Origin of the sequence: Gordonia sp. YY1, from assembly GCF_009872315.1 — a bacterium.
Classification (GTDB): Bacteria; Actinomycetota; Actinomycetes; order Mycobacteriales; family Mycobacteriaceae; genus Gordonia; species Gordonia amicalis.
In genome coordinates this window covers 275002-296147 of record NZ_WXYI01000001.1, presented here as the reverse complement: position 1 = coordinate 296147, position 21146 = coordinate 275002, and the positions used below count along the sequence as shown (strand labels likewise).

Here is a 21146-nt window from a genome sequence, read left to right as displayed (position 1 = left end):
CGACACCGGTCGCGGACCGCCTACCTGGGAAGACCGGGGAGACCGCCGCTGACTAAGCGCTTGCTTAGTGATATGTTGCACTATGCCGCGCCGCGTGGGCGGTGTCAATCGGCAAGGTAGGCGCATGGTCGCCGAGCGAATTCGAGGAGGCGTACATGGTCTCGTCGACCGAACCGACGACCCGGGTGCAACCGGTCGCGGCCCGGCAACGACTCCTGCTCGCCGCCGTCGAGGCGTTCGCGGCGAAGGGCTTCAACGCCACGACGACCCGGGACATCGCCAACGGGGCGCAGATGAGTTCGGCCGCGGTCTACGTGCACTTCCGCTCCAAGGAAGAGCTCCTCTTCGAGCTCTCCGATGCCGGGCATCGAAGCATCCTCGACATGATCGACGAGGTCGACGATCCGGCGTCGCCGCCGGGTGATCGGCTGGCGACGGTCATCGGCGCGTTCACCGAGCATCATGCGCGCGAGCACGTCCGCGCTCGCGTCGTGAACTACGAACTGGCCTCGCTCGCGCCCGATCACCTCGAGACGGTCATGGAGCTGCGTCGGGAGATCACCCGCCGGGTGCGGGCGATCGTCGATGCGGGTATCGAGAACGGCGACTTCGATGCCGCCGATTCGCAGGCCACCACCAACGCCATGCTGTCGATGGGTATCGACGTCGCGCGGTGGTATCGCGCCGAGAACTCGCTCCCGCCCGAGGAGATGGGAAAGTTCTACGCGCGCCTGGCCACTCGGATGGTGGGTCTGCGGGACCGGGACTAGACCGCCGGTCAGGGTTCGCCGGCCGCCACCGGTTGTCGTGGGCCGGCGTCGCCGATCGTGGCGATGGCGCGGTCGGCTCTCGTGGCGGCACGACGCATGAGGAGAGCGAGTACCGCGCCGAACAGTGCGACCACCAGGACGTAGCCGACATAGCCGATGATCGTCGCGCGAAGACCGATGTGGGACACGACGACCCCCGCGATCACCGCCGGCACGCTGAACGCGAGGTAGCTCGCGACGAACACCGACGAGAAGACCTGCCCGCGCTGGGCGGGCGGTGTTGCGGCGGTGATGTTGTCCATCGCGCTGAGGAAGGTCGCCGCCCATCCGGACCCGGCCACGATCGAACCGAGGATGTAGAGCGGCAGGGCCTCGGTCAGCACGCCGGACAGCGAGATCAGCACGCCCGCGGCGAGGGTCGGGTAGCCGACGGCCTGCTTGACCGTCGACGGCCGTCCCGTGATGACCAGGGACGTGATGGTCGCGCTGGCGAAGAACGTGAAGAGGATGAGTCCGGCCGCACCGTGGTTGGTGACGCCGAAGACCCGTGCGACAACGGATGATCCGAGCGACAGGTATAGCCCGCCGAGGGACCAGGTGGCCACCAGGGTGGGCACCGCGGCGAAGAACACGGGGCGTACCTCACGGGGCACGCGAACCTGGGGGGCGAGGGTGACCGCGAGGTGGCGCCGTGAGCGGAAACCCTCGCGCTCGCGCGTCTCGGGGATGATGAGCAGAGCGGCGAGAAGCATCGCGAAGAAGCCGAGAATGATCTCGTAGACCAGGATTCGCGGCGCGGGCGCGTACTCGACGAGCAGGCCGGCGACACCGACGCCGGCGGCGAGCCCGAACGCCGGTGCGGCGCCGATGATCGTCGAGCCGAGGCGCGCGGTGGGCTGGAGGTCGACGGTGGTCGCGGTGAGGGTGCCCATCGCCGCGCCGGTGGCCAGGCCCTGGAGTGCGCGGGCGGCGAGGAGCGTGCCCACGTCCTGGGCCGCGACGAACAGCACCATGCTGGCGATCAGCACGACGAGCGCGACGGCGAGCACCGGGCGTCGGCCGATGTGATCGGACAGCGATCCGACCGTCAGCAGGCTCATCAGCATCGTGACCACGTACACCGCGAAGACCAGGGTCAGCGTCAGCGACGAGAACCCCCAGAGCTCCTGGTAGATCGGGTAGAGCGGCGACGGGGCGGCGGAGGCGAAGAGGACCATCACGTAGGTGGCCGCGATCAGCCAGAACGCGCGGTGGGGATGTAGGGGTGCCATCTCGTCTCCTTAACGCAAACGCAGTTGCATTAAGCATGACGATAGGCGGGGATCGCTTCCAAAAGCAATTCAATTTGCAATAATGGTCGCATGGCTATGGGAAGCGCAACGTCGCGGACGGACTCCGCGGATGCGGCGCCGCGCGCGAGGCGGCCCGGTGGCCGGAGTGCGCGGGTGCAGTCGGCGGTCTATGCCGCGGTCGGCCAGCTCGTCGGCGCCGGACAACGCGACACGATGACCATTCCCGAGGTCGCCGACCTCGCCGGAGTCAACCCGACCAGCATTTACCGCAGGTGGGGGTCGATCGACGTGCTCCTGGGTGAGGTGGCGGTCGCCGCCCTGACGCAGGGCGAGCCGCTTCCCGACACCGGAGTGCTGCGCGAGGACGTCGCGGAGTGGGCGCGCGTCATAGCCGCCGACATCGGCCGGCCCAAGCGCCGGGCGTACCTGCGGGCGATGGTCGCGGCCCGCGACGACGTCGTCGAGGTGTGCCCGTGCTGGGAGATCCGCCGTGAGCAGGCGGAGGAGATGATCGCGCGGGGCCGCGCGCGTGGCGAGTCGGCGCCGTCGGTGCGGCAGCTGCTCGACCACGTGATCGCGCCGCTCTACCACCACGCGGTGTTCGGCCTGGCCGTCGACGATGCGTATGTCGCCGAGTTGATCGACGATGTCGTCTCGATGTTCTCCAGCCGCCCCGGGGACCCGCTCTCGGGCGATAGGGTCCGGGCATGAAGAAGGTTCATGCGTTCCGAGACGACGCACTGGGTGATCTGGACGCGGTCGGCATCGCCGCAGCAATCGCCTCCCGGGAGATCTCGGCAGCCGAGGCGGTCGAAGCGGCCCTCGCCAGGATCGACGCGGTCAATCCGCAGCTGAACGCGATCGCCTTCGACGACCGCGAACGGGCCCGGAAGCGTGCCGTCGACAACGACTTCCCGCTCGGGTCGTTCGGCGGGGTGCCGTCGATCATCAAGAACAACACCGACTTCGCGGGTCTCCCCACATGTCATGGTTCGGCGGCGGTCGCTCCGAACCCGGCCGTGGCGAACGAGGCGTTCACCAACCAGTTCCTGGCGACGGGCGTCAACTTCGTCGGCGCGTCGAACATGCCGGCCTTCGGGTTGACCGCCACGACGGAGTATGTCGACCGCGAGCCGACGCGCAATCCCTGGGACACCGACCACTCCGCCGGGGGCTCGTCGGGCGGGTCCGCTGCGCTCGTGGCCGCGGGTGCCCTGCCGATAGCGCATGCCAACGACGGTGGCGGTTCGATCCGAATCCCCGCTGCCGCATGCGGTCTGGTGGGTCTCAAACCGACTCGGGGTCGCACCGCGCCGGCGAAGCAGACCGAGGACGCCCCGATCGATCTCGTGTGCAACGGGATCGTGAGCCGCTCGGTGCGCGACACCGCACGCTTCCTCGACGACTCCCAGGGTTTCCGTCCGGCGCCCGGCCTGCCGCCGGTGGGCCTCGTCGAGGGACCCGGCACCAAGCGTCTGCGGATCGCGCTGATCACCGAACCGATCACCGGCCAGCTGCTCGATCGCGATACCCAGCGGTGCGTCACCGATGTCGCCGAGCTCGTCGAATCCCTCGGTCACCGAACGGAAATGGTGCCGTTGCCCGTCGACCGCGCCTACATCCGGCAGTTCATCGACTACTGGTCGCTGTTGGCGTTCGCGCTGGACCGTACCGGTAAGCGACTGCACGACAAGGGGTTCGACCGCAAGAAGCTGGACTCGTTCACGCGCGGCCTGTCGCGGAACGCGTTGCGTCACTTCTATCGCATGCCGTCGTCGATCCGCGGACTCCGTCGCTCCACGGCCGCGTTCCGCTCGCTGCACGACCAGTTCGACGTGATCCTGTCGCCGACCCTCGCGCACCTGCCTCCGGAGATCGGATACCTCGACCCGGGTGTCGATTTCGCCGAGGCGATGGATCGTCTGACCCGCTATGTCGCGTTCACGCCCGCCAACAACACGTCGGGAACCCCGGCCATCAGTCTGCCGCTGGGGCAGTCGACGTCGGGGCTGCCGGTCGGAATCCAGTTCTCGGCCGACCTCGGCGATGAGCGCACGCTGCTGGAGTTGGCTTTCGAGCTCGAGGCGGCCCGCCCGTTCGCGCGGATTCAGGACGACTGAGCGTCGGTTCCCGCCTGTGGATTTCCCTCCCGCCACATCGTCTCCCTCGCGCTTATCGGATCTGATGAGCGGGTAGGAGACACGCCGGCGGGAATTCCTGCCGCCCCTTGGTGGGTGTGCCGCCGGCTGTGAATCGGTCCACGTTCGTCGGCCTCGTCTGCGGTAGGGTCCGGACGTCGCTGATGCGCGGAAGTGGGTCGAGGGGGAGCATGACGACGAACGACGAGTCGCTGCGGAAGGTCGAACCGACGGCTGTCGACGCACCGGACGGCAGCACCAAGCCTCGTCGAGGCCGCAATGCCTGGGGTCTCGGGATGCTCGCTGTGTCCGTCGGATTTGCCGTCGGAGCCGTCGGATTGAGCCTGTACGCGGTGATCAGGCTCGCGGAGACCGGTGTTCTCGGAGTCGACACGGGGCCGGCCCTCGTGTTCCTCGGCTCTGCGTTGGCGGGTGTCTTTCTCGGCGCGATGAGCCTGGTGGTCCTCGTCGTTGTCGCGGTCCGAGGAAAGCGAGTCGTCGGCTGCGCGGCTTGGCTTCTCGCGTGTGCGTGCATTGCGATCGTCGCCGTGATGTCCGGTGCCGTGACGGCGTCGGCGCGTCATGCGCTTCACGGTACCGACAGTTCGACCTCGGTGGCGTTGGCGAGGGCTGCGGTTGTAGTCGTCGCAGTGGCTTTCGCTGTCCTGGTGGTCGGGGCGGCGTTGTCGTCGGGCAGGTTGTCACCTCGGACCATCTCCTGGGCGCCGGCCGTTGTGGTGGTGGTCGTTGTCCTTGCTTTCGGCCTGCAGTTGACCGCCTCCACACCTCCCGCCGGGTACCGGACAGCGTCCGAGGTTGCGGCTCCGGCGCTGCCGACGACGGTCGGCGAGAGCGCGGTGCAGTGGGCGACAATCGAATCACAGTCCGATGTCGTCGCGGCAGGTGCGGGTTTCGTCATTCGGTTCGACCGCGAGATCGTCGGTTACGACGGTGCGACCGGCCGAGTTCGATGGGTGGTGCCCTCGACGGCACTGGCCGGCGGATGTGATCCCGAGGCGATCTGGTCATCGGGCATCGGGGAGAGGAGCACGGTTCTCATCACTTGTGCCGACGAACTCCATCGCGGACACGTGATTGCGATCGACGCGTCAACTGGGACGGTCCGGTGGACCAGGCGTGCGCAAATGGAACCCAGGACCAGCGTCGCCACGCCTGAATCGTCGGTTGCGGTGGTCAGTTCCCGGTCTGAGGCGCCCGCCGAGTTCGGGGTCCTCGATCTGTATTCCGGGGACCTTCTGTGGTCGACGGTGACGAAATGTCGGTACTTAGACGGGAATGTGACATCGACGAACACCGCGCTCGTCATGCTGAACCACTGCGAGTCGGGGTCCCTCGACGCCAGGACTCGTGCGGCCGCGGTGACCCTGTTCGACGTGAAATCGGGAAAGCAGAGCACGATTGACCTGCCGGAGATACCAGGACTGCGGAACGGCGATTTCGTCATGACCTCGTTGCAGGGAAGTTACGGAGATCGGGTCGTTGTTCACATGTACGCGCATGACGACTTTCGGCCTCGCCAGTCGGTGATCGTCGATGTGACAACTCGTTCGGTGGAAGTCGTACCGGACGCCGAGAGGGACTACAGCCGGTTCGGGCTGATGGACCGAGACCTGCTTCTACCCGGCCCGATCGTTCCCCTCCGATACGACGTGCACGGCGTCCCCGGGGGAACGCTGCTCGTGGATCTAGGCACTGGTCTGAGGCGCGAAATCCCGGGGGTGGTCCACTACCTCGGAGAGACCGAGGCCGTCATCCCGACTCAGCGATGGTCGCGGGTGGGCGAGGACATCGTGGGAATGAGTGTCGGAGACTCCGGATTTCGGAGTTGGGACCGATGGCTCGCGATCGTCGACCCCGCCGGTCAGGTGACTCGACGACCATCACCGTGCGGCGAGGACGCGGGAGGGGTTCTCGTGGTCCCGGGTTCGGTGCTGGCGACGTGTGTGCGTGATGATCGCGAACCGCGGGACACCGAGAGGGTCGACGTCCTCGCGCTCCGATGACGCTGACAAACCCACCCCTGATCGGCAAAATCACCACCTCGGAGGGTGGTGATTCTGCCGAAAAGGGGTGGGTCTGCCGGAAAGGCTAGTGCTGCACTGCCTTCTCCGCGCCGATGCCGGTGAGCGAGCGAACCTCCATCTCCGCATTGCGCTCGGGCGTGCCGGTGTCCGCCGGGCTGGTCAGCGTGCCGATGATGCCGAGGACGAAGGCGAGCGGGATCGAGACGATGCCGGGGTTGGCCAGCGGGAACCAGGCGAAGTCGGCGCCGGGGATCATCGCGGTCGACGAACCGGAGACGGCCGGCGAGAAGACGATCAGCACGATCGTGGAGATCAGGCCGCCGTACATGCTCCACAGTGCGCCGCGGGTGTTGAACCGCTTCCAGTAGAGCGAGTACACGATCGTCGGCAGGTTCGCCGCCGCGGCGATGGCGAAGGCCAGTGCCACGAGGAAGGCGATGTTCTGCCCGTTGGCCAGGATGCCCAGGATGATGCCGAGCACGCCGAGCACGACGACGGTGTAGCGCGAGACGCGAACCTGGTCGTCCTCACTCACCCTGTTGCGCTTGATGACCGACGCGTAGATGTCATGGGCGAAGGACGCCGACGCGGTGATCGCCAGACCGGCGACGACGGCGAGGATCGTGGCGAAGGCGACCGCCGAGATGATGCCGAGGAGCACCACGCCGCCGATCTCGAACGCCAGCAGCGGTGCCGCCGCATTCTGTCCGCCGGCGGCGGCGAGGATCTTGTCCGGACCGACCAGAGCGGCTGCGCCGTAACCCAGGACCAAGGTGAACAGGTAGAAGGCGCCGATGAGCGCGATCGCCCAGACCACCGACTTACGAGCCTCTTTCGCGGTCGGCACGGTGTAGAAACGCATCAGCACGTGCGGCAGGCCCGCGGTGCCGAGGACCAGCGCGATGGCCAGCGAGAGGAAGTTGATCTTCGATTCCAGCGAACCGCCGTACTGGGCGCCGGGCGCGAGAACGTCACGGGCGGCCACCTTTTCGCTCGCCGAGCCGGAGATGGCGTCCTGGGCCGAGCCGAGGATCGACGACAGGTTCATGCCGAATTTGGCGAGGACGATGAAGGTCATGATCGCCGCACCGCTGATGAGCAGTACCGCCTTGATGATCTGCACCCAGGTGGTGCCCTTCATGCCGCCGATGAGGACGTAGACGATCATCAGCGCGCCGACCACGGCGATCACGATCGACTGTCCCACGCGGCCCTCGATGTCGAGGAGCAGGGCGACGAGGCCACCGGCACCGGCCATCTGGGCGAGCAGGTAGAACAGCGAGACGGCCAAGGTCGAGATGGCCGCCGCGAGACGGACCGGCCGCTGCTTCAGGCGGAAGCTGAGGACGTCGGCCATCGTGAACTTGCCGGTGTTGCGCAGCAATTCGGCGACGAGCAGCAGAGCCACCAGCCAGGCGACGAGGAAGCCGATGGAGTAGAGGAAGCCGTCGTAGCCGTAGACCGCGATGGCACCGGCGATACCGAGGAAGCTGGCCGCCGACAGGTAGTCGCCGGCGATGGCGATCCCGTTCTGCGGTCCGGAGAAGCCACGGCCACCGGTGAAGAAGTCCGCGGCGGAGTTGTTGTTCTTGCTCGCCCGGATGACGATGTACATCGTGATCGCCACGAACGCGGCGAAGATCGCGATGTTGGCGGCCGGACTGCCGACGGTGGCGGCGAGCGTGGTGGTGTGTACGGAGCTGTTCACAGCGACGGACCGCCTTCCATCTCGTTGCGGATGGCCTCGGCGCGCGGGTCGAGTTCGCGGTTCGCGAAGCGCACATACAGGCCGGTGATGACGAACGTGGTCACGAACTGCAAGAGTCCGAGGATCAGGCCGACATTGATGTTGCCCCAGACCTGAATCGACATGAAGTCATGCGCGAAAGCGCCGAGGAGCACGTAGACCGCGTACCAGATCAGGAAGAACGCGGTCATCGGGAAGATGAACTTGCGCAGCCGTGCCTTCAGTTCCTGGAACTGAGGGCTGTTCTGCATCTCGATGAACTGCTCGCCCGTCGGCGCATGCGGTGGTGCCGCTGCTGGTTGGTCGATGTTCGACACACTGTCCTCCAAGGTGATGGGGCCACGGTGGTGGAGCCCCACTGTGATGGCTCTTCGGAGACAGCCTGATTGAGGCTCAGATCACACCGCAATCAGGTGGCGTGGGTCACACGCCGAAGGTCGTCGTCTGTGCGACGGACGGTCGTTCAAATCCGACGAACGGTGAACGGTCAGGCGTCGCCGCGGTCCGTCTGCCGATCGGCGAGCGGCGTGTCGACGGTCCGACCGGGTAGACGGTCCACGCCCATCCCGACGCGTTCGGGAACGTGCATGCGTGCGAACGTCCGTGCGAGGTCGCCGGGCAGCCGTCGTCGGGTGGCGAGGCTGACCAGCACCATCGTGCCGAAAGCGAGCGGCACGGTGACGGCACCCGGATAACCGGCCAGCGCGGCCGCCCATCCGCCGAGGACGTCGTCGTCGATCACCCCGGCGATGGCGAGCGACGCCGCCGAACCCGACGACAACCCGCCGACCACCAGACCGGCGATCGCACCGGTTGCGGTGAGACCCCGCCACCAGATCCCCAGCACGAGCAACGGACACAGCGTCGACGCCGCGACCGCGAACACCAGCCCGACGGTCCGGGACAGTTCGAGGGATCCCGCCGCCAGCGAGAGAGCGATCGGGATCGCCCCGCCGATGACCGCTGCGATGCGGAAGTCGCGGACGCGTCCGCGGAGGACGTCCGTCGCCAGCGCGCCGGCCACGGACACCAACAGGCCCGACGACGTGGCGAGGAAGGCTGCGATGGCGCCGGCTGCCACCAGGGCCGCGAGGATCTGTCCGGCCAGACCGCCGACCGCCGCGCTCGGAAGGAGCAGGACTGCGGCGTCGGAGGTGCCGGTGATCAGCAGTTCGGGTACGTAGAGGCGCGCGAACACCCCGAGCAGGACGGGGAACAGATAGAACAGCGACAGCAGGGCGATCGCCGCGAGCGCCGTTCGACGGGCCGTGCGGCCGTCCGGGTTGGTGTAGAAGCGCACGAGCACGTGCGGCAGGCCCATCACGCCGAGGAAGGTGGCGAGGATCAGGGAGAGCACCTGGAACAGCGGATGGCGGTCGCCGAAACCGCCGCCGGGGGTGACCCAATCGTTGCCGTGCACCGGGGCTCCCGCGACCACCGGGGTGGCCGCCCCGGCATCGAGTTCGATCACCGAGCCGGCGGAGATGACGTGACCGCCCGGGGCCGGGATCGGCGCGTCGACCACGGGAGCGCCGTCGAGTGTGCCGGTGACGCGTACGCCTCTGGTCTCGGCGACGGTGACCGACACGTCGGTCGTGACGTCGACGGTGGTGGCGGTCGTGACCCGGGGTGGCGCGGGCTCACCCACGCGTGCCGGATCGTTGGCGAAGACCCCGATGAGCACCAGGGCGGGGATCGCGATCGCGGTCAGCTTGAGCCAGTACTGGAATGCCTGCACGAAGGTGATCGATCGCATCCCGCCACCGACGACGTTCACGATCACGATGAGTCCGACGCCGACCGCTCCGGTCCACACCGGCGCGCCGAGCAGGATGTTGAGGGTGAGTCCCGCGCCCTGGAACTGGGGGATGAGGTACAGCACGCAGACGACGACCACGACCACCATCGCGGTCTTGCGCACGGTGGAGGAGGAGAGCCGGAACTCGGCGAAGTCGGGCACGGTGTAGGCGCCGGAACGACGCAACGGTGCAGCGACGAACAGCAACAGTCCGAGGTATCCGGCGGTGAAACCCACGGGGTACCACAGCGCGTCGGCCCCGTACTTCGCGACGAGACCGGCCACACCGAGAAACGATGCCGCCGAGAGGTATTCACCCGATACGGCAGCGGCGTTCCAGCGCGGGCCGACGGTACGTGAGGCCACCAGGAAATCCGACGTGGTCCGGGAGAACCGGCCGCCCCACGCCCCGACCGCGATCGTCGCGATCGCCGCGGCGAACAGTCCCACCGCGGTCAGCACGTCGACGCCGGTCACGGCCCGTCCGGATCGCCGGGGTCGTCGTCGACGAGGTTCATGAAGTCGCGTTCGGCGTGTTCGGCCAGTCGCACGTACAGGAGCCCGGTCAGGTACAGCACGGGATAGGCGAGGAGTCCGAGCACGATCCAGGTGATCCGGATACCGAAGATCGTCGTCTCGGCCACGCTCGGGAACAGCACGGCGAGGAGGGGAATCGCCACCACGACGACGAGGAGGCTCCCGCCGAGGCGCAACGCCAGCCCGAGCTGAGCCCGCATCAGCCCGCGCACCAGCGCGTCGCCGACCTCGGTCTGCTCCTGGACCTCCACGCGGGTGCGGACCATCCGGGCGCCCCGCCGCGACGCGAGGACCACCCGTTCACGCTGCGGAGGGTTCTCAGACATCGCCGCGACCGGTGGGGGAGCGGTACTGGCGCAACGGGTCCCGGATGAGCCGGTCCTTCAGGTCGCGGACCTGACGACGGCTGACCGGGAGTTCCACCGCCTCCGATGCCCCGTTCGCGCGGATGCTGACGAGTGTCCCGCTGCCGCTGCTCCGCAGTCCGGTGACCATGGGCAAGGCCACCAGGTAGGAACGGTGGACACGTGCGAATCCCTTGTCCTGCCAGCGTGATTCGAGGGTCGACAGCGGGATTCGGACCAGGTGGGCGCCGGACTCGGCGTGGAGTCGGGCGTAATCGCCGACCGCTTCGACCCAGGAGATCGAATCACGCCGGACCAGCGAGGTCACCCCACTCATCTCGACCGGGATCACGTCGTCAGAGGCGGCGCGCGGCTCACCCTGGGTGGCGGGGGTGGGAGTCGTCTCGGCGGGCTGAGTACGGGCGTCGAGGCCGGCGCGGACGCGTGCGATCGCCTGGGCGAGTCGTTCCTCGCGGAGCGGTTTCAGCAGATAGTCGATGGCGCCGACCTCGAAGGCGTCGACCGCCTTGTCCTCGTGAGCGGTGACGAACACGATCACCGGGGGCTGCGCGTACTTGGCGAGGACGCCGGCGAGTTCGAGTCCCGACAGTCCCGGCATGTTGATGTCGAGGAAGATCGCGTCGACCCGGCGGGAGTTGAGTTCGCGGAGCGCGCCGGTCGCATCCGTTGCGGTGTGGACCTCGGCGACATCATCCTGCCGGTCCAGGAGGTAACGGAGTTCGTCGAGAGCCGGGGATTCGTCGTCGACGGCGAGCACCACCAGCCCGGACATCCATCACCTCCCGACCGACTGCGCCTGACGTCCGACGACGGACACGAGGATCGTACCGCGTGGTCCGCATCACAGATCGGAACCGCCGGCAACGTCTGGCGGCGACTCGCTCGAGACCCGGCGAACGGGCTTCTGGGCCCGGATGCCGGCCCGGAACTTCGGTACCCGCATGCCCACCTTGGTGCCCGCGCCGACGGCCGTCTCGACCACCAGTCCGTAGTCGTTGCCGAAGGCGGCCCGGAGACGATGATCGACGTTGGTGAGCCCGACATGGGCGCCGTCGCTGTGGTCCAACGCGTCGAGCGCACCGCTGCGCAGGAGTTCGGGGTCCATGCCGACGCCGTCGTCCTCGACGGTGATGACGCAGTCGGTGCCCTCGTCGGCCGCGGTGATCTTGATGGTGCCGCCGCCCTTCGACGCGAGTCCGTGACGGACCGCGTTCTCCACCAGCGGCTGCAGTGCGAGGAACGGTACGACGACGTTCAGGACCTCCGGCGCGACGTGGAGTCGCACGTCGAGTGAGTTGCCGAACCGGGCCCGCTCGAGGGTGAGGTAGCGGTCGATGTTGCGCAATTCGTCCGCCAGGACGGTGTATTCGCCGCTCGCGCGGAACGAGTAGCGGGTGAAGTCGGCGAAGTCGAGCACGAGTTCACGGGCGCGGTCGGGGTCGGTGCGGACGAACGAGGCGATCGTGTTGAGGGCGTTGTAGATGAAGTGCGGGCTGATCTGTGCGCGCAGCGCGAGCACCTCGGCCCGGTCGAGGCGGGCGCGGGACGCATCGAGTTCGGCCAACTCGATCTGGCTCGACACGTAGCGGGCGACCTCGGCGACGGCACCGAGCATGCCCGGACCCGGACGACGGGTCGTGGCGACGACGAGGACACCCAGGTTGACCTCACTGGCGACGAGTGGCTGCGCGATGAGGGCCCGCACCGGTGACTCCGCGCCGCACGGGTCGGACATCAGGACACGACGCTGATCACCGGTCGCGGACGCGGCGGCACGGTCGGCCTCGCGCAGCATGTCGGGATCCCAGATCGCGTCGTCGTCCGGGTCGTGGGCGAGGCGCCGCGGCTCGTCGTCGAACAGGGCGACGGCCTCTGCCGAGGTCAGTGTGCGCAGGTGGGGGAGAGCTTCGCGCGCCGAGTCCTCGGAGAGCCCGGTGCGCAGCGATCGCGCCGCCAGCGACGCGGTGTGCAACGCCATGTGCACCGCGCGTTCGGTGGGTGTGGTGACCTGGCGGCGCGTCCGGACCAGCACGACGAGACCGAGGACCATGATCAGCAGCAGGACCGACCCGACGATCGCGACTTCGCTCGACATGGCGCCTCAGCTCCGGATGCCGGTCGCCGTGCCGCGCGAGGCCGCGGTGGTCGACACGGCGAGGTCGATGAGGCGGTAGCGGTCGGCGTGCCACTTCTCCGGCGGCAGGTGGCCGTGGATGTCGAGTTCGGTGACGCCGTGTGCCGTCGCCAGCAACAGTGCGGCGTGGTGACGGGCCGCATCCCGCTCGGCGTCGGGGCCGATGACGCGACCCACCAGGTTCATCAGGCCGTCCTGGGCTCGGGCGGCCGCCGGGATGGCGGGTGCGCCCGCAGGGGTCGCGAACATGAGGCGATACAGGTGCGGGCGTCCGACGCCGAGGTCGGACAGGGCGCGCAGAGCGGTGCGGAGTGCGTCCTCGGGGTCGAGTCCGGCGTCGGCGACGATGGCGTCGAGCCCGCCGGCGACGACCTCCCACGCCTGGCTCGCCAGCGCGGCGAGCAGTGCGTCCTTGTCGGCGAAGTGCCGGTAGGGGGCCGACCGTGAAACGCCCGCGCCGTTGCCGACCTCGCGCAGCGTGACCGCGTCTGGGCCTCCGATGTCGAGGAGCGCTGCGGCGGCATCGAGGAGCGCCTCGCGCGTCTGGGCCGCGCTCTCGGCTCGGGTGGGCATGCCCACACCATAGTTGACATCGTCAACCGAGAGGGCTTGTCTTGAGTTGACAATGTCAACTGAAATGGGAGCCGCGATGGACTCGACGCAGATCGACTCGAACCCCTGGACGCTCGTGATGACCGGGGCGACCCGCGGTATCGGGCGCGTCGCCGCACGGCACGTCCTGGCGGAAGTGCCCGACTGCCATCTCGTCCTCCTCGCCCGCGGCGGCGGGCCGACCGGATTCGCCGATGACTTCGGTGACGTCGGCGACCGACTGACCATCGTCGACGCCGACCTCGCCGACATGCGCAGCACGCGTTCGGCCGCCGCGATCATCGGGCGGTTACTCGACGACGCGACGCTGCCGCCGCTCCGAGGCCTCGCCGGCAATGCCGGCATCCAGTTCGTCGACGACCAGCACACGACTGCGGACGGTCTCGAGGCGACGTTCGCGGTGAACGTGCTCGCCGACCATCTGCTGATCGGCGATCTGGCCGACCGCTTCATCCGCGGCTCACGGATCACGATCACCGTGAGCGACACGCATTTCGGGGATCTGAGGCACAACCTCGGAATGGTCCCCGCGCCGCGGTGGATGTCTCCGGCGCAACTGGCGCGGCCGGGCGCCTTCGGCGGCGCGCTCCCCGCGTCCGGGCGAACCGCGTACTCGACGAGCAAACTCGCGGCCGTCCACCTCGTCCACGAGTGGTCGCGCCGATTGCCCGACGGCGTCGAGATCGTCTCCTACAACCCGGCTTACGTGCCGGGGACGGATCTCGCACGGGACGCCGGGGTGGTGGAGCGCTTCGCGAACCGCCGGATGCTTCCGGTCTTCGCGCTGATGGGACTTCTCGACCGGGTTCCGGTCGCGGGACGGCGTCTCGGCGATGCGATCCTCGGCACGCCGTCCGCGGAATCGGGGGCCTACCTCGACCGCGGACGAGTCGCTTCATCATCGGCCGAGAGTTACGACCGCGCAAGGGAACTCGAACTGTGGGAGTTCCTCGAGGCGAAGCGCGTCACGCTCGGCAACGTTCAGTAGGTGGCCCACTCGCCCTGTGCGTACCGCAGGATGCGCGGGTCCATCAGAGTCGACGGCGGAAGGTCGAGTGGCTGCCGATCGAGGGGGAAGACAGTGGCTGCCGTCAACTGTTCTGCACTCAGGAAACGTAGTGGTCCAGGCGCGTTCACCGTCGGGCTGATGGGTCCTCGGGTGCCCGCGAGGTGAAAACCCCAGTCGCCGAAGGCCGGCACGTCGACGTGGTACGGCGTCGCCGGAAGTCCGGCCTCGCGCATGGTGGAGGCGATGCACCAGAACGACTTCGGTGCGAAGTACGGCGAGCCCGCCTGCACCACGACGCGGCCGTTGTCGGCCAGGTGCGCTCGGACGAGGGCGTAGAACTCGGTGGAGTACAGCTTCGCGGTGGCGGAGTCGTCCGGATCGGGCATGTCGACGATGACCACGTCGAAGCGGCGGCCGGTCTGGCGCAACCAGGTGAACGCGTCCGCGGTCACCACCTCTGCCCGCCGGTCGGTCATCGAGCCCCGGTTGAGGGATGTCAGGCGCGGGTCTGTCCGGGCGAGGCGGATCATCTCCGGGTCGAGTTCGACGAGCGTCACGTCCCGCGCATCGGGATATCGGAGTACCTCGCGCAGCGCGAGGCCGTCCCCGCCGCCGAGTACGAGCACCGACGAGTGCGCACCCGACATCGCCGGATGGACGAGCGCCTCGTGATAGCGGTGCTCGTCGATCGAGGAGAACTGCAGATCGCCGTTGAGGTAGAGGCGGGTGTCGGGACCTGCGCCGGTGGACTTCTCGGTGATCACGATGTCCTGGTAGGCGCTGCGGGCGGCCGCGACGATCGGGTCGCGGTAGAGCGCCTGCCGCGCCGTCACCTCGAACCGGGCCGACAACAGCAGGCCGGCCACGAGCGCCGCGACCACCGCCAGCGCTCCGGCGGACAGCAGGACGAGGTGGCTGCGGCTCAACGACTTCCGGAAGATGACGAAGACCAGGAAGCAGCCGGCCGCGGCATTGACCAGTCCCACCACGAGCGCGCCCCGCAGCTGGCCGAACAACGGCAGCAACAGGAACGGGAAGCAGAGGCCGCCGATCAGTGCGCCGATGTAGTCGACGGCGAACATGTCCGCGACGGCGGCGCCCGGTTCCTGGCGTCGAATCCGCTGCAGCAGCACCATCAACAGTGGGATCTCGGCCCCGATGAGGACGCCGAGGACGAACGCCACCACGATGAGGGCGGGCGTGTAGAGCTCCAGGTAGGCGAATGCGGCGTAGAGCGCCATCACCGACAGGCCACCCAGAAGTGCGAGCAGCAACTCGATGACCGCGAACGAGGTGACCGAATGGGGTTGCAGCGGCTTCGCGGCGAGTGAGCCGACACCCATCGCGAACACCATCACCGCGAGGACGATCGACGCCTGTGTCGCGGTGTTGCCGATCAGGAAGGAACCCAGGGAGACCAGCGCCAGCTCGTACACCAGACCGCAGGCGGCGCAGACGAACACCACGGCCAGCAGTGCGGAGCGGGCGAAGCGTGGTCGCGCGGAGAGCGGTTCGGTCGTGGTGTCCGTGAGTGTCACAGGAAGACGGTCGTCACAGGATGGAAGCGGCGATGATGATGGCCACCCCGATGTGCGCGATGGCCTGCACCCACACCGCCGGATGGCTTTCCGGCTGCACGAGGATCTCGCCGAGTTTGCCGGGGGTGAGCGCGTCGATGACCAGGAAGGTCACCCCCATCACGACCAGGCCGATCGCCGAGTAGACCACCGTGTAGGTGAGTCCCTCGAGCAGGCGGCCCTCGCTGGCCACGATGGCGGCGGTCACGATGATCGCGACCGCGAAGAGGTTGGCGCCGACCAGGATTCCGGCATTGCGGTTGCGTTCGGACCAGACCTGTTGACGCAGCTTGCCCGGGGTCAACAGGTCGACGATCGCGAAGGACACGATCATCAGGATCACTCCGACACCCGCGTAGGCACCTGCGGCGTAGGCGTTCTCGGTCATGTCAGCGAGCATGGTCGTCTCCGTGGGGTCGGGCCGTGGTTTCGGTCTGGGGGGATCGATCGCGAGAACTCTGAAGGGCAGTCATTTGCCGCCACCTCCACTGCCGCCGCCGCGGTTGCTGCTCCCGCTGCCGGAATATCCGGGCGTCGGGACCCAGAAGGCGCCGACGTAGTTGTGGTACCGGTTGTAGCCCGACCGGTAGTCGCGGCTCAGCATCACACGGGTCTGGTTGGCGGCGTACGGGAACAGGGCGACCAGGTAGTCGGGGTACTGGAGGAACTGGGTGCCCGCGACATTGCCCGTTCCGGAGGCACCGGCGCGCTGGTCGGTGGGGCGCTCGGCGTCGCGGATCTCGTCGGCCACCTCGGCGGGCGTGCCCTCGGCCACGTAGGCGTCCACATCCCCTTCGTCGAGGCCGGTGTTGCGCTCGTAGTTCTGCGCGATGTGATCGCGTGCCGAACCGCCCAGTCCGCCGCCGCGCAGGGCTCGGGCGCCGCACGCGCCGACCAACGCGAAGATCGTGATCACCACGATGACGCCGATGATGATGTTGCGGATCCGGTTGAGACGGCGGCGCGGATCGGGCGCCGGTTCGTCCGGGGACGGTGGGTGGTTGCCGGGCGGCGGGTAGGTCATGCGGTTGCCGCCCCGCGGTGGATCACGCTGGTCGTGATGACCACCTCACCGGCCTGCGGGTAGGTGTGCCAGGTGTGCCACGAGATCGAGTCCGCCGACAGCTCGGAGACGATGGCGGTCACCGCGTGGGGATCCCCGGGAAAGACGCCCATCAGGCTCGGATTACCCGCCGCCATCTGTTCGGTGACGCGGACGCCGAGTTGCTCGACGAGCGCGGCCAATCGGTCGGCGTCGGCTCGTTCGACCCGGGAGCTGAAGAGGTAGCCGCTGTCCTGGAGGCTCTCCGGCAGGGCCGAGGTCACCTCGGGCAGACATGCGACGGTCTCGCAGATGCGTTGCGCGCCGTCGTCGACGACGACCTGGTGGCTGGCACCGAGCAGGCGGACCGACACCGTGATGCCGTCGATCTCCCCGTCCTCCCGGGCCAGGGGCTCCTGCAGCGGGGCGTCGAGCGAGAAGCCGAGCTGAGCGGCACTCGTGTCGGCGTACGCGACGGGGAGCCGGGTGACGGATGCACTGAGTTCGCCGGGCTGTTCTGACATGTGTCTCGCAGTCCTTCGTCGCTCAGGGGGTCTGATCGGTGGGGTTGCCGGGGAAGATCCGGTACTCGGCCCGGGTGAGGAGTTCGCCGCGCGCGCATTCCCACCCGCTGCCGTAGTTCTCGAAGGACAAGCGGTCCTCGCCCGCCTGATAGTCGTGGTACGCCATCCGGCCGGATGTCGCGACCCCGGTCGTGCCCGCCGAGGTGAACCGGGCGTTGCCGGCCTCCTCGGAGTGATAGCGACGGCCGTCGACCTCGACCGTGTCGGGCCCGGGCTCGGAGACGACGCCGGACAGTTCGTGCCACAGCACGACCTCCAGGTCGGGATCGTCCTCGACCGAGATCCACGCCTTGGTTCCGAGCCCGGTGTCGAGGAAGTTCTCGGTCCAGGTGTAGCCCTCCTGGGTGAGCCGCAGCGTGCCGCGGACCGCGTAGGTCTCTCCGCGCAGCTCGACGAGGTCCCCGGGCTTCAGCTGACGCGGATCGCCGTAGACCGAGTCGTCGTCGGCCGAGGAGAACGGGTCCCCGGGCCGGTAGGTGCGGTCGCGCAGGGCGTCGGCCTCGGCCTGCCGGGCCCGGCGGTTGCCCAGGAAGTTGAAGATGACGACCACCGCGATGATCGCGAGCAGTGCCACGACGATGATCAGCAGGAACTCCACTCCGCCGACCCTATCCGGATCCCGGGAGACCGTCAGCCCGCTTCGGCGAGCCGAATGACGCCGCTACCACTCCGCCCGCGCGTCGACGCCGCGTAGGAGCTCGATAACCGGGGCGAACTGCTCGAGCACCGGTTCGAGGACCGTGAGGTAACTGATCCCGGTGGTCTCGCGGAGTTCGACGAGCCGGTCGGCGATGTCGGCGGCGGTGCCGATGAGGATCGACGGCAGATCGAGAAACTCCTGTGGACTCATCGACAGTTCCCACTTCTCGATGTTCTCCTCGGCGACGCCGGTCGCGTCGTCGGTGACCACGACGATCTGCATCAGCAGGTTCCACTCGATGGTCCCGGCGCGGTCACCGGCCGCGGCACGGGCGAATGCGACGCGTTCGGCGAAGTCGTCCGCCGACAGCGGCTCGAGGTCGCCGTTGCGACCCGTGCGTGCCGCGGTGAACCCGACGATGTCGGCGTGCTCGGCGGCCATCCGGAGCACGCGGTCGCCGTTCCCTCCGAGGAGCAGCGGTACGCGCTCCTGCACCGGACGCGGGGTGTGGTCGGGGTCGGCCAGCAGCGACATCGTCCGCGCCACGGTGTCGCCCAGATGGTCGACCCGGCGACCCGCCGGCAGGAATTCGATTCCCGCCGACTCGAACTCCTCCTTGACGTAGCCGGTGCCCAATCCGAGCTCGACGCGACCGTGGGACAGTTGGTCGACGGTCGCGACGTCGCGTGCGAGCAGTGTGGGGTTGGTGAACGCGGCGTTGAGGACGAAAGGGCCCACCCGGAGGCTCTCGGTCGCGGCGGCAGCCGTCGCGAGTGCAGGCCAGGGGCTCGGGATGCCCAGGTGATCGGGGACCAGCAGGACATCGAAGCCGAGCTCCTCGACGTGCTGCGCTCGTCGCTGCCACGACGCGCCGCTGTCCACCGCGAGCATGTTGACCCCGAACCGGAACGCCCTGGACGCGAGAGACATGTCCACAACCTAACGGGGGCCGCGACGGCCGGCCGGGTGAATGCGGTGGCGTCGGGCCCGCCGCAACCTTGCACTCGGCAGGGGCGAGTGCTAAAACGGACGTTGGCACTCGCGAGCTGTGAGTGCCAGGTCGGGACGGTGAGATCGGTACCGAATGACACACCGGTCGTCCGTCGCGGGCACCGAGTCCGGCCATACGAACCTAGTGTCACCCCCTTCGGAGGATCACTTACCCATGGCCAAGCAAATCGCGTTCGACGAAGAGGCCCGTCGCGGCCTCGAGCGGGGCCTCAACAGCCTCGCCGACGCCGTCAAGGTGACGTTGGGACCCAAGGGTCGCAACGTCGTTCTGGAGAAGAAGTGGGGCGCCCCCACGATCACCAACGATGGTGTTTCCATCGCCAAGGAGATCGAGCTGGAGGATCCCTACGAGAAGATCGGCGCCGAGCTGGTCAAGGAAGTCGCCAAGAAGACCGACGACGTCGCGGGCGACGGCACCACCACCGCCACCGTGCTGGCCCAGGCTCTCGTCCGTGAGGGTCTGCGCAACGTCGCTGCCGGCGCCAACCCGCTGGGTCTGAAGCGCGGCATCGAGAAGGCCGTCGAGGCCGTCACCGAGTCGCTGCTGAAGAGCGCCAAGGAGGTCGAGACCAAGGAGCAGATCGCTGCCACCGCCGGTATCTCGGCCGGCGACCCCTCGATCGGCGAGCTCATCGCCGAGGCGATGGACAAGGTCGGCAAGGAAGGCGTCATCACGGTCGAGGAGTCCAACACCTTCGGCCTGCAGCTCGAGCTCACCGAGGGCATGCGCTTCGACAAGGGCTACATCTCGGGCTACTTCGTCACCGACGCCGACCGTCAGGAAGCCGTCCTCGACGACCCGTACATCCTGCTGGTCTCGGGCAAGGTCTCGACCATCAAGGACCTGCTGCCGCTGCTGGAGAAGGTCATCCAGGCCGGCAAGCCGCTGCTGATCATCGCCGAGGACGTCGAGGGCGAAGCCCTCTCGACCCTGGTCGTCAACAAGCTCAAGGGCACCTTCAAGTCCGTCGCCGTCAAGGCTCCGGGCTTCGGTGACCGCCGCAAGGCCATGCTGGCCGACATCGCCATCCTCACCGGTGGCGAGGTCATCAGCGAAGAGGTCGGTCTCTCGCTCGAGAGCGCCGGCGTCGAGCTGCTCGGCACCGCCCGCAAGGTCGTCGTCACCAAGGACGAGACCACCATCGTCGAGGGCGCGGGCGATCCCGACGCCATCGCCGGTCGCGTGGCCCAGATCCGTGGCGAGATCGAGAACAGCGACTCCGACTACGACCGTGAGAAGCTGCAGGAGCGTCTGGCCAAGCTGGCCGGCGGTGTTGCGGTCATCAAGGCGGGCGCGGCCACCGAGGTCGAGCTCAAGGAGCGCAAGCACCGCATCGAAGACGCTGTGCGCAACGCCAAGGCTGCCGTCGAAGAGGGCATCGTCGCCGGTGGTGGCGTGGCCCTGCTGCAGTCGGAGCCGGCCATCGACGCTCTCTCGCTCGAGGGTGACGAGGCCACCGGCGCCAACATCGTCCGCGTCGCGCTCTCGGCTCCGGCCAAGCAGATCGCCGTCAACGCCGGCCTCGAGCCGGGTGTCGTCGCCGACAAGGTCCTGAACTCGCCCACCGGCACCGGCCTCAACGCCGCCACCGGTGAGTACGAGGACCTGCTGGCTGCCGGCATCAACGACCCGGTGAAGGTCACCCGCTCGGCGCTGCAGAACGCAGCCTCGATCGCGGCTCTGTTCCTTACCACCGAGGCCGTCGTCGCCGACAAGCCCGAGAAGAACGCTGCTCCGGCGATGCCGGGTGGCGACGAGATGGGCGGCATGGGCTTCTGAGCCTGAGCTCTCCACCTCGGAGCGACACGCTCTGACATCTCAACGGGACCGGTCCACTCCTTCGG

Annotated in this window: 20 protein-coding genes; 6 read left to right on the top strand and 14 right to left on the bottom strand. The window is 68.2% G+C overall.

Annotation, left to right across the window (positions count from 1 at the left end):
* Nucleotides 1-155 precede the first annotated feature (155 nt).
* Nucleotides 156-770 carry a TetR/AcrR family transcriptional regulator gene (locus tag BPODLACK_RS01385; protein ID WP_159404562.1) on the top strand — a complete coding sequence of 205 codons (615 nt, stop codon included), beginning with the start codon at nucleotides 156-158 and terminating at the stop codon, nucleotides 768-770.
* Nucleotides 771-778: 8 nt separating this feature from the next.
* On the opposite strand, the gene BPODLACK_RS01380 is transcribed toward BPODLACK_RS01385, so the two are convergent.
* Complete coding sequence (locus BPODLACK_RS01380) at nucleotides 779-2041, bottom strand: MFS transporter (protein WP_159404561.1); 1263 nt, start codon at nucleotides 2039-2041, stop codon at nucleotides 779-781.
* A gap of 90 nt (nucleotides 2042-2131) precedes the next feature.
* Here BPODLACK_RS01380 and BPODLACK_RS01375 point away from each other — a divergent pair, with 90 nt between their 5' ends.
* The 3 genes from BPODLACK_RS01375 (at nucleotide 2132) to BPODLACK_RS01365 (ending at nucleotide 6224) form a co-directional block, all read left to right on the top strand.
* On the top strand, nucleotides 2132-2773 hold the full coding sequence (locus tag BPODLACK_RS01375; protein WP_159404560.1) for a TetR/AcrR family transcriptional regulator: 642 nt from the start codon (nucleotides 2132-2134) through the stop codon (nucleotides 2771-2773).
* Nucleotides 2770-4182 (top strand): amidase, encoded by a 1413-nt coding sequence (locus tag BPODLACK_RS01370; protein ID WP_159404559.1) that lies wholly within the window; start codon nucleotides 2770-2772, stop codon nucleotides 4180-4182. Before BPODLACK_RS01375 ends, BPODLACK_RS01370 begins: the two co-directional genes overlap by 4 nt.
* Before the next feature lie 209 nt (nucleotides 4183-4391).
* The gene (locus BPODLACK_RS01365; RefSeq protein WP_159404558.1) at nucleotides 4392-6224 is read left to right on the top strand and encodes an outer membrane protein assembly factor BamB family protein; all 1833 of its coding nucleotides are present in this window, start codon (nucleotides 4392-4394) and stop codon (nucleotides 6222-6224) included.
* An 85-nt stretch (nucleotides 6225-6309) separates the two neighbouring features.
* On the opposite strand, the gene BPODLACK_RS01360 is transcribed toward BPODLACK_RS01365, so the two are convergent.
* The 7 genes from BPODLACK_RS01360 to BPODLACK_RS01330 all read right to left on the bottom strand — a co-directional run bounded on the left by BPODLACK_RS01360 (nucleotide 6310) and on the right by BPODLACK_RS01330 (nucleotide 13399).
* Entirely contained in the window at nucleotides 6310-7953 is a 1644-nt protein-coding gene (locus BPODLACK_RS01360; protein ID WP_159404557.1) for a solute symporter family protein, read from the bottom strand.
* Entirely contained in the window at nucleotides 7950-8309 is a 360-nt protein-coding gene (locus BPODLACK_RS01355; RefSeq protein ID WP_006436856.1) for a DUF485 domain-containing protein, read from the bottom strand. Before BPODLACK_RS01355 ends, BPODLACK_RS01360 begins: the two co-directional genes overlap by 4 nt.
* Before the next feature lie 170 nt (nucleotides 8310-8479).
* Complete coding sequence (locus BPODLACK_RS01350; RefSeq protein ID WP_159404556.1) at nucleotides 8480-10267, bottom strand: sodium/solute symporter; 1788 nt, start codon at nucleotides 10265-10267, stop codon at nucleotides 8480-8482.
* The gene (locus BPODLACK_RS01345; RefSeq protein ID WP_159404555.1) at nucleotides 10264-10653 is read right to left on the bottom strand and encodes a hypothetical protein; all 390 of its coding nucleotides are present in this window, start codon (nucleotides 10651-10653) and stop codon (nucleotides 10264-10266) included. Before BPODLACK_RS01345 ends, BPODLACK_RS01350 begins: the two co-directional genes overlap by 4 nt.
* The gene (locus BPODLACK_RS01340) at nucleotides 10646-11464 is read right to left on the bottom strand and encodes a LytR/AlgR family response regulator transcription factor (RefSeq protein ID WP_159404554.1); all 819 of its coding nucleotides are present in this window, start codon (nucleotides 11462-11464) and stop codon (nucleotides 10646-10648) included. The genes BPODLACK_RS01345 and BPODLACK_RS01340 overlap by 8 nt, the downstream gene beginning before the upstream one ends.
* Nucleotides 11465-11533: 69 nt before the next feature.
* The gene (locus tag BPODLACK_RS01335) at nucleotides 11534-12787 is read right to left on the bottom strand and encodes a sensor histidine kinase (RefSeq protein ID WP_159404553.1); all 1254 of its coding nucleotides are present in this window, start codon (nucleotides 12785-12787) and stop codon (nucleotides 11534-11536) included.
* 6 nt (nucleotides 12788-12793) lie between these two features.
* Complete coding sequence (locus tag BPODLACK_RS01330) at nucleotides 12794-13399, bottom strand: TetR/AcrR family transcriptional regulator (RefSeq protein WP_159404552.1); 606 nt, start codon at nucleotides 13397-13399, stop codon at nucleotides 12794-12796.
* Nucleotides 13400-13475: 76 nt separating this feature from the next.
* Between BPODLACK_RS01330 and BPODLACK_RS01325 the strand changes: the two genes are divergently transcribed.
* Entirely contained in the window at nucleotides 13476-14426 is a 951-nt protein-coding gene (locus BPODLACK_RS01325) for an SDR family NAD(P)-dependent oxidoreductase (protein WP_159404551.1), read from the top strand.
* Here the strand turns inward: BPODLACK_RS01325 and BPODLACK_RS01320 are convergent.
* The 6 genes from BPODLACK_RS01320 to BPODLACK_RS01295 form a co-directional block, all read right to left on the bottom strand.
* A complete protein-coding gene (locus BPODLACK_RS01320; protein WP_159404550.1) occupies nucleotides 14420-15985 on the bottom strand; it encodes a polyamine aminopropyltransferase in 1566 nt (521 codons plus the stop codon). The genes BPODLACK_RS01325 and BPODLACK_RS01320 overlap by 7 nt on opposite strands.
* A 13-nt stretch (nucleotides 15986-15998) precedes the next feature.
* Entirely contained in the window at nucleotides 15999-16424 is a 426-nt protein-coding gene (locus tag BPODLACK_RS01315) for a DUF350 domain-containing protein (protein WP_159404549.1), read from the bottom strand.
* Nucleotides 16425-16493: 69 nt separating this feature from the next.
* Nucleotides 16494-17048 (bottom strand): DUF4247 domain-containing protein, encoded by a 555-nt coding sequence (locus tag BPODLACK_RS01310; RefSeq protein ID WP_159404548.1) that lies wholly within the window; start codon nucleotides 17046-17048, stop codon nucleotides 16494-16496.
* The gene (locus BPODLACK_RS01305) at nucleotides 17045-17590 is read right to left on the bottom strand and encodes a DUF2617 family protein (RefSeq protein ID WP_159404547.1); all 546 of its coding nucleotides are present in this window, start codon (nucleotides 17588-17590) and stop codon (nucleotides 17045-17047) included. Before BPODLACK_RS01305 ends, BPODLACK_RS01310 begins: the two co-directional genes overlap by 4 nt.
* 22 nt (nucleotides 17591-17612) lie before the next feature.
* On the bottom strand, nucleotides 17613-18248 hold the full coding sequence (locus BPODLACK_RS01300; protein WP_159404546.1) for a DUF4178 domain-containing protein: 636 nt from the start codon (nucleotides 18246-18248) through the stop codon (nucleotides 17613-17615).
* Between the two features lie 63 nt (nucleotides 18249-18311).
* Complete coding sequence (locus tag BPODLACK_RS01295; RefSeq protein WP_159404545.1) at nucleotides 18312-19220, bottom strand: TIGR03621 family F420-dependent LLM class oxidoreductase; 909 nt, start codon at nucleotides 19218-19220, stop codon at nucleotides 18312-18314.
* 235 nt (nucleotides 19221-19455) lie between these two features.
* Between BPODLACK_RS01295 and groL the strand changes: the two genes are divergently transcribed.
* On the top strand, nucleotides 19456-21081 hold the full coding sequence (gene groL, locus BPODLACK_RS01290) for a chaperonin GroEL (protein ID WP_006436843.1): 1626 nt from the start codon (nucleotides 19456-19458) through the stop codon (nucleotides 21079-21081).
* Nucleotides 21082-21146 lie beyond the last annotated feature (65 nt).

Excerpts from the sequence above, each read along its gene's own strand:
- BPODLACK_RS01385 (WP_159404562.1), top strand. The coding sequence starts at position 156 with ATGGTCTCGTCGACCGAACCGACGACCCGGGTGCAACCGGTCGCGGCC.
- BPODLACK_RS01380 (WP_159404561.1), bottom strand. The coding sequence starts at position 2,041 with ATGGCACCCCTACATCCCCACCGCGCGTTCTGGCTGATCGCGGCCACC.
- BPODLACK_RS01375 (WP_159404560.1), top strand. The coding sequence starts at position 2,132 with ATGGCTATGGGAAGCGCAACGTCGCGGACGGACTCCGCGGATGCGGCG.
- BPODLACK_RS01370 (WP_159404559.1), top strand. The coding sequence starts at position 2,770 with ATGAAGAAGGTTCATGCGTTCCGAGACGACGCACTGGGTGATCTGGAC.
- BPODLACK_RS01365 (WP_159404558.1), top strand. The coding sequence starts at position 4,392 with ATGACGACGAACGACGAGTCGCTGCGGAAGGTCGAACCGACGGCTGTC.
- BPODLACK_RS01345 (WP_159404555.1), bottom strand. The coding sequence starts at position 10,653 with ATGTCTGAGAACCCTCCGCAGCGTGAACGGGTGGTCCTCGCGTCGCGG.
- BPODLACK_RS01340 (WP_159404554.1), bottom strand. The coding sequence starts at position 11,464 with ATGTCCGGGCTGGTGGTGCTCGCCGTCGACGACGAATCCCCGGCTCTC.
- BPODLACK_RS01335 (WP_159404553.1), bottom strand. The coding sequence starts at position 12,787 with ATGTCGAGCGAAGTCGCGATCGTCGGGTCGGTCCTGCTGCTGATCATG.
- BPODLACK_RS01330 (WP_159404552.1), bottom strand. The coding sequence starts at position 13,399 with ATGCCCACCCGAGCCGAGAGCGCGGCCCAGACGCGCGAGGCGCTCCTC.
- BPODLACK_RS01325 (WP_159404551.1), top strand. The coding sequence starts at position 13,476 with ATGGACTCGACGCAGATCGACTCGAACCCCTGGACGCTCGTGATGACC.
- BPODLACK_RS01315 (WP_159404549.1), bottom strand. The coding sequence starts at position 16,424 with ATGCTCGCTGACATGACCGAGAACGCCTACGCCGCAGGTGCCTACGCG.
- BPODLACK_RS01310 (WP_159404548.1), bottom strand. The coding sequence starts at position 17,048 with ATGACCTACCCGCCGCCCGGCAACCACCCACCGTCCCCGGACGAACCG.
- BPODLACK_RS01305 (WP_159404547.1), bottom strand. The coding sequence starts at position 17,590 with ATGTCAGAACAGCCCGGCGAACTCAGTGCATCCGTCACCCGGCTCCCC.
- BPODLACK_RS01295 (WP_159404545.1), bottom strand. The coding sequence starts at position 19,220 with ATGTCTCTCGCGTCCAGGGCGTTCCGGTTCGGGGTCAACATGCTCGCG.
- groL (WP_006436843.1), top strand. The coding sequence starts at position 19,456 with ATGGCCAAGCAAATCGCGTTCGACGAAGAGGCCCGTCGCGGCCTCGAG.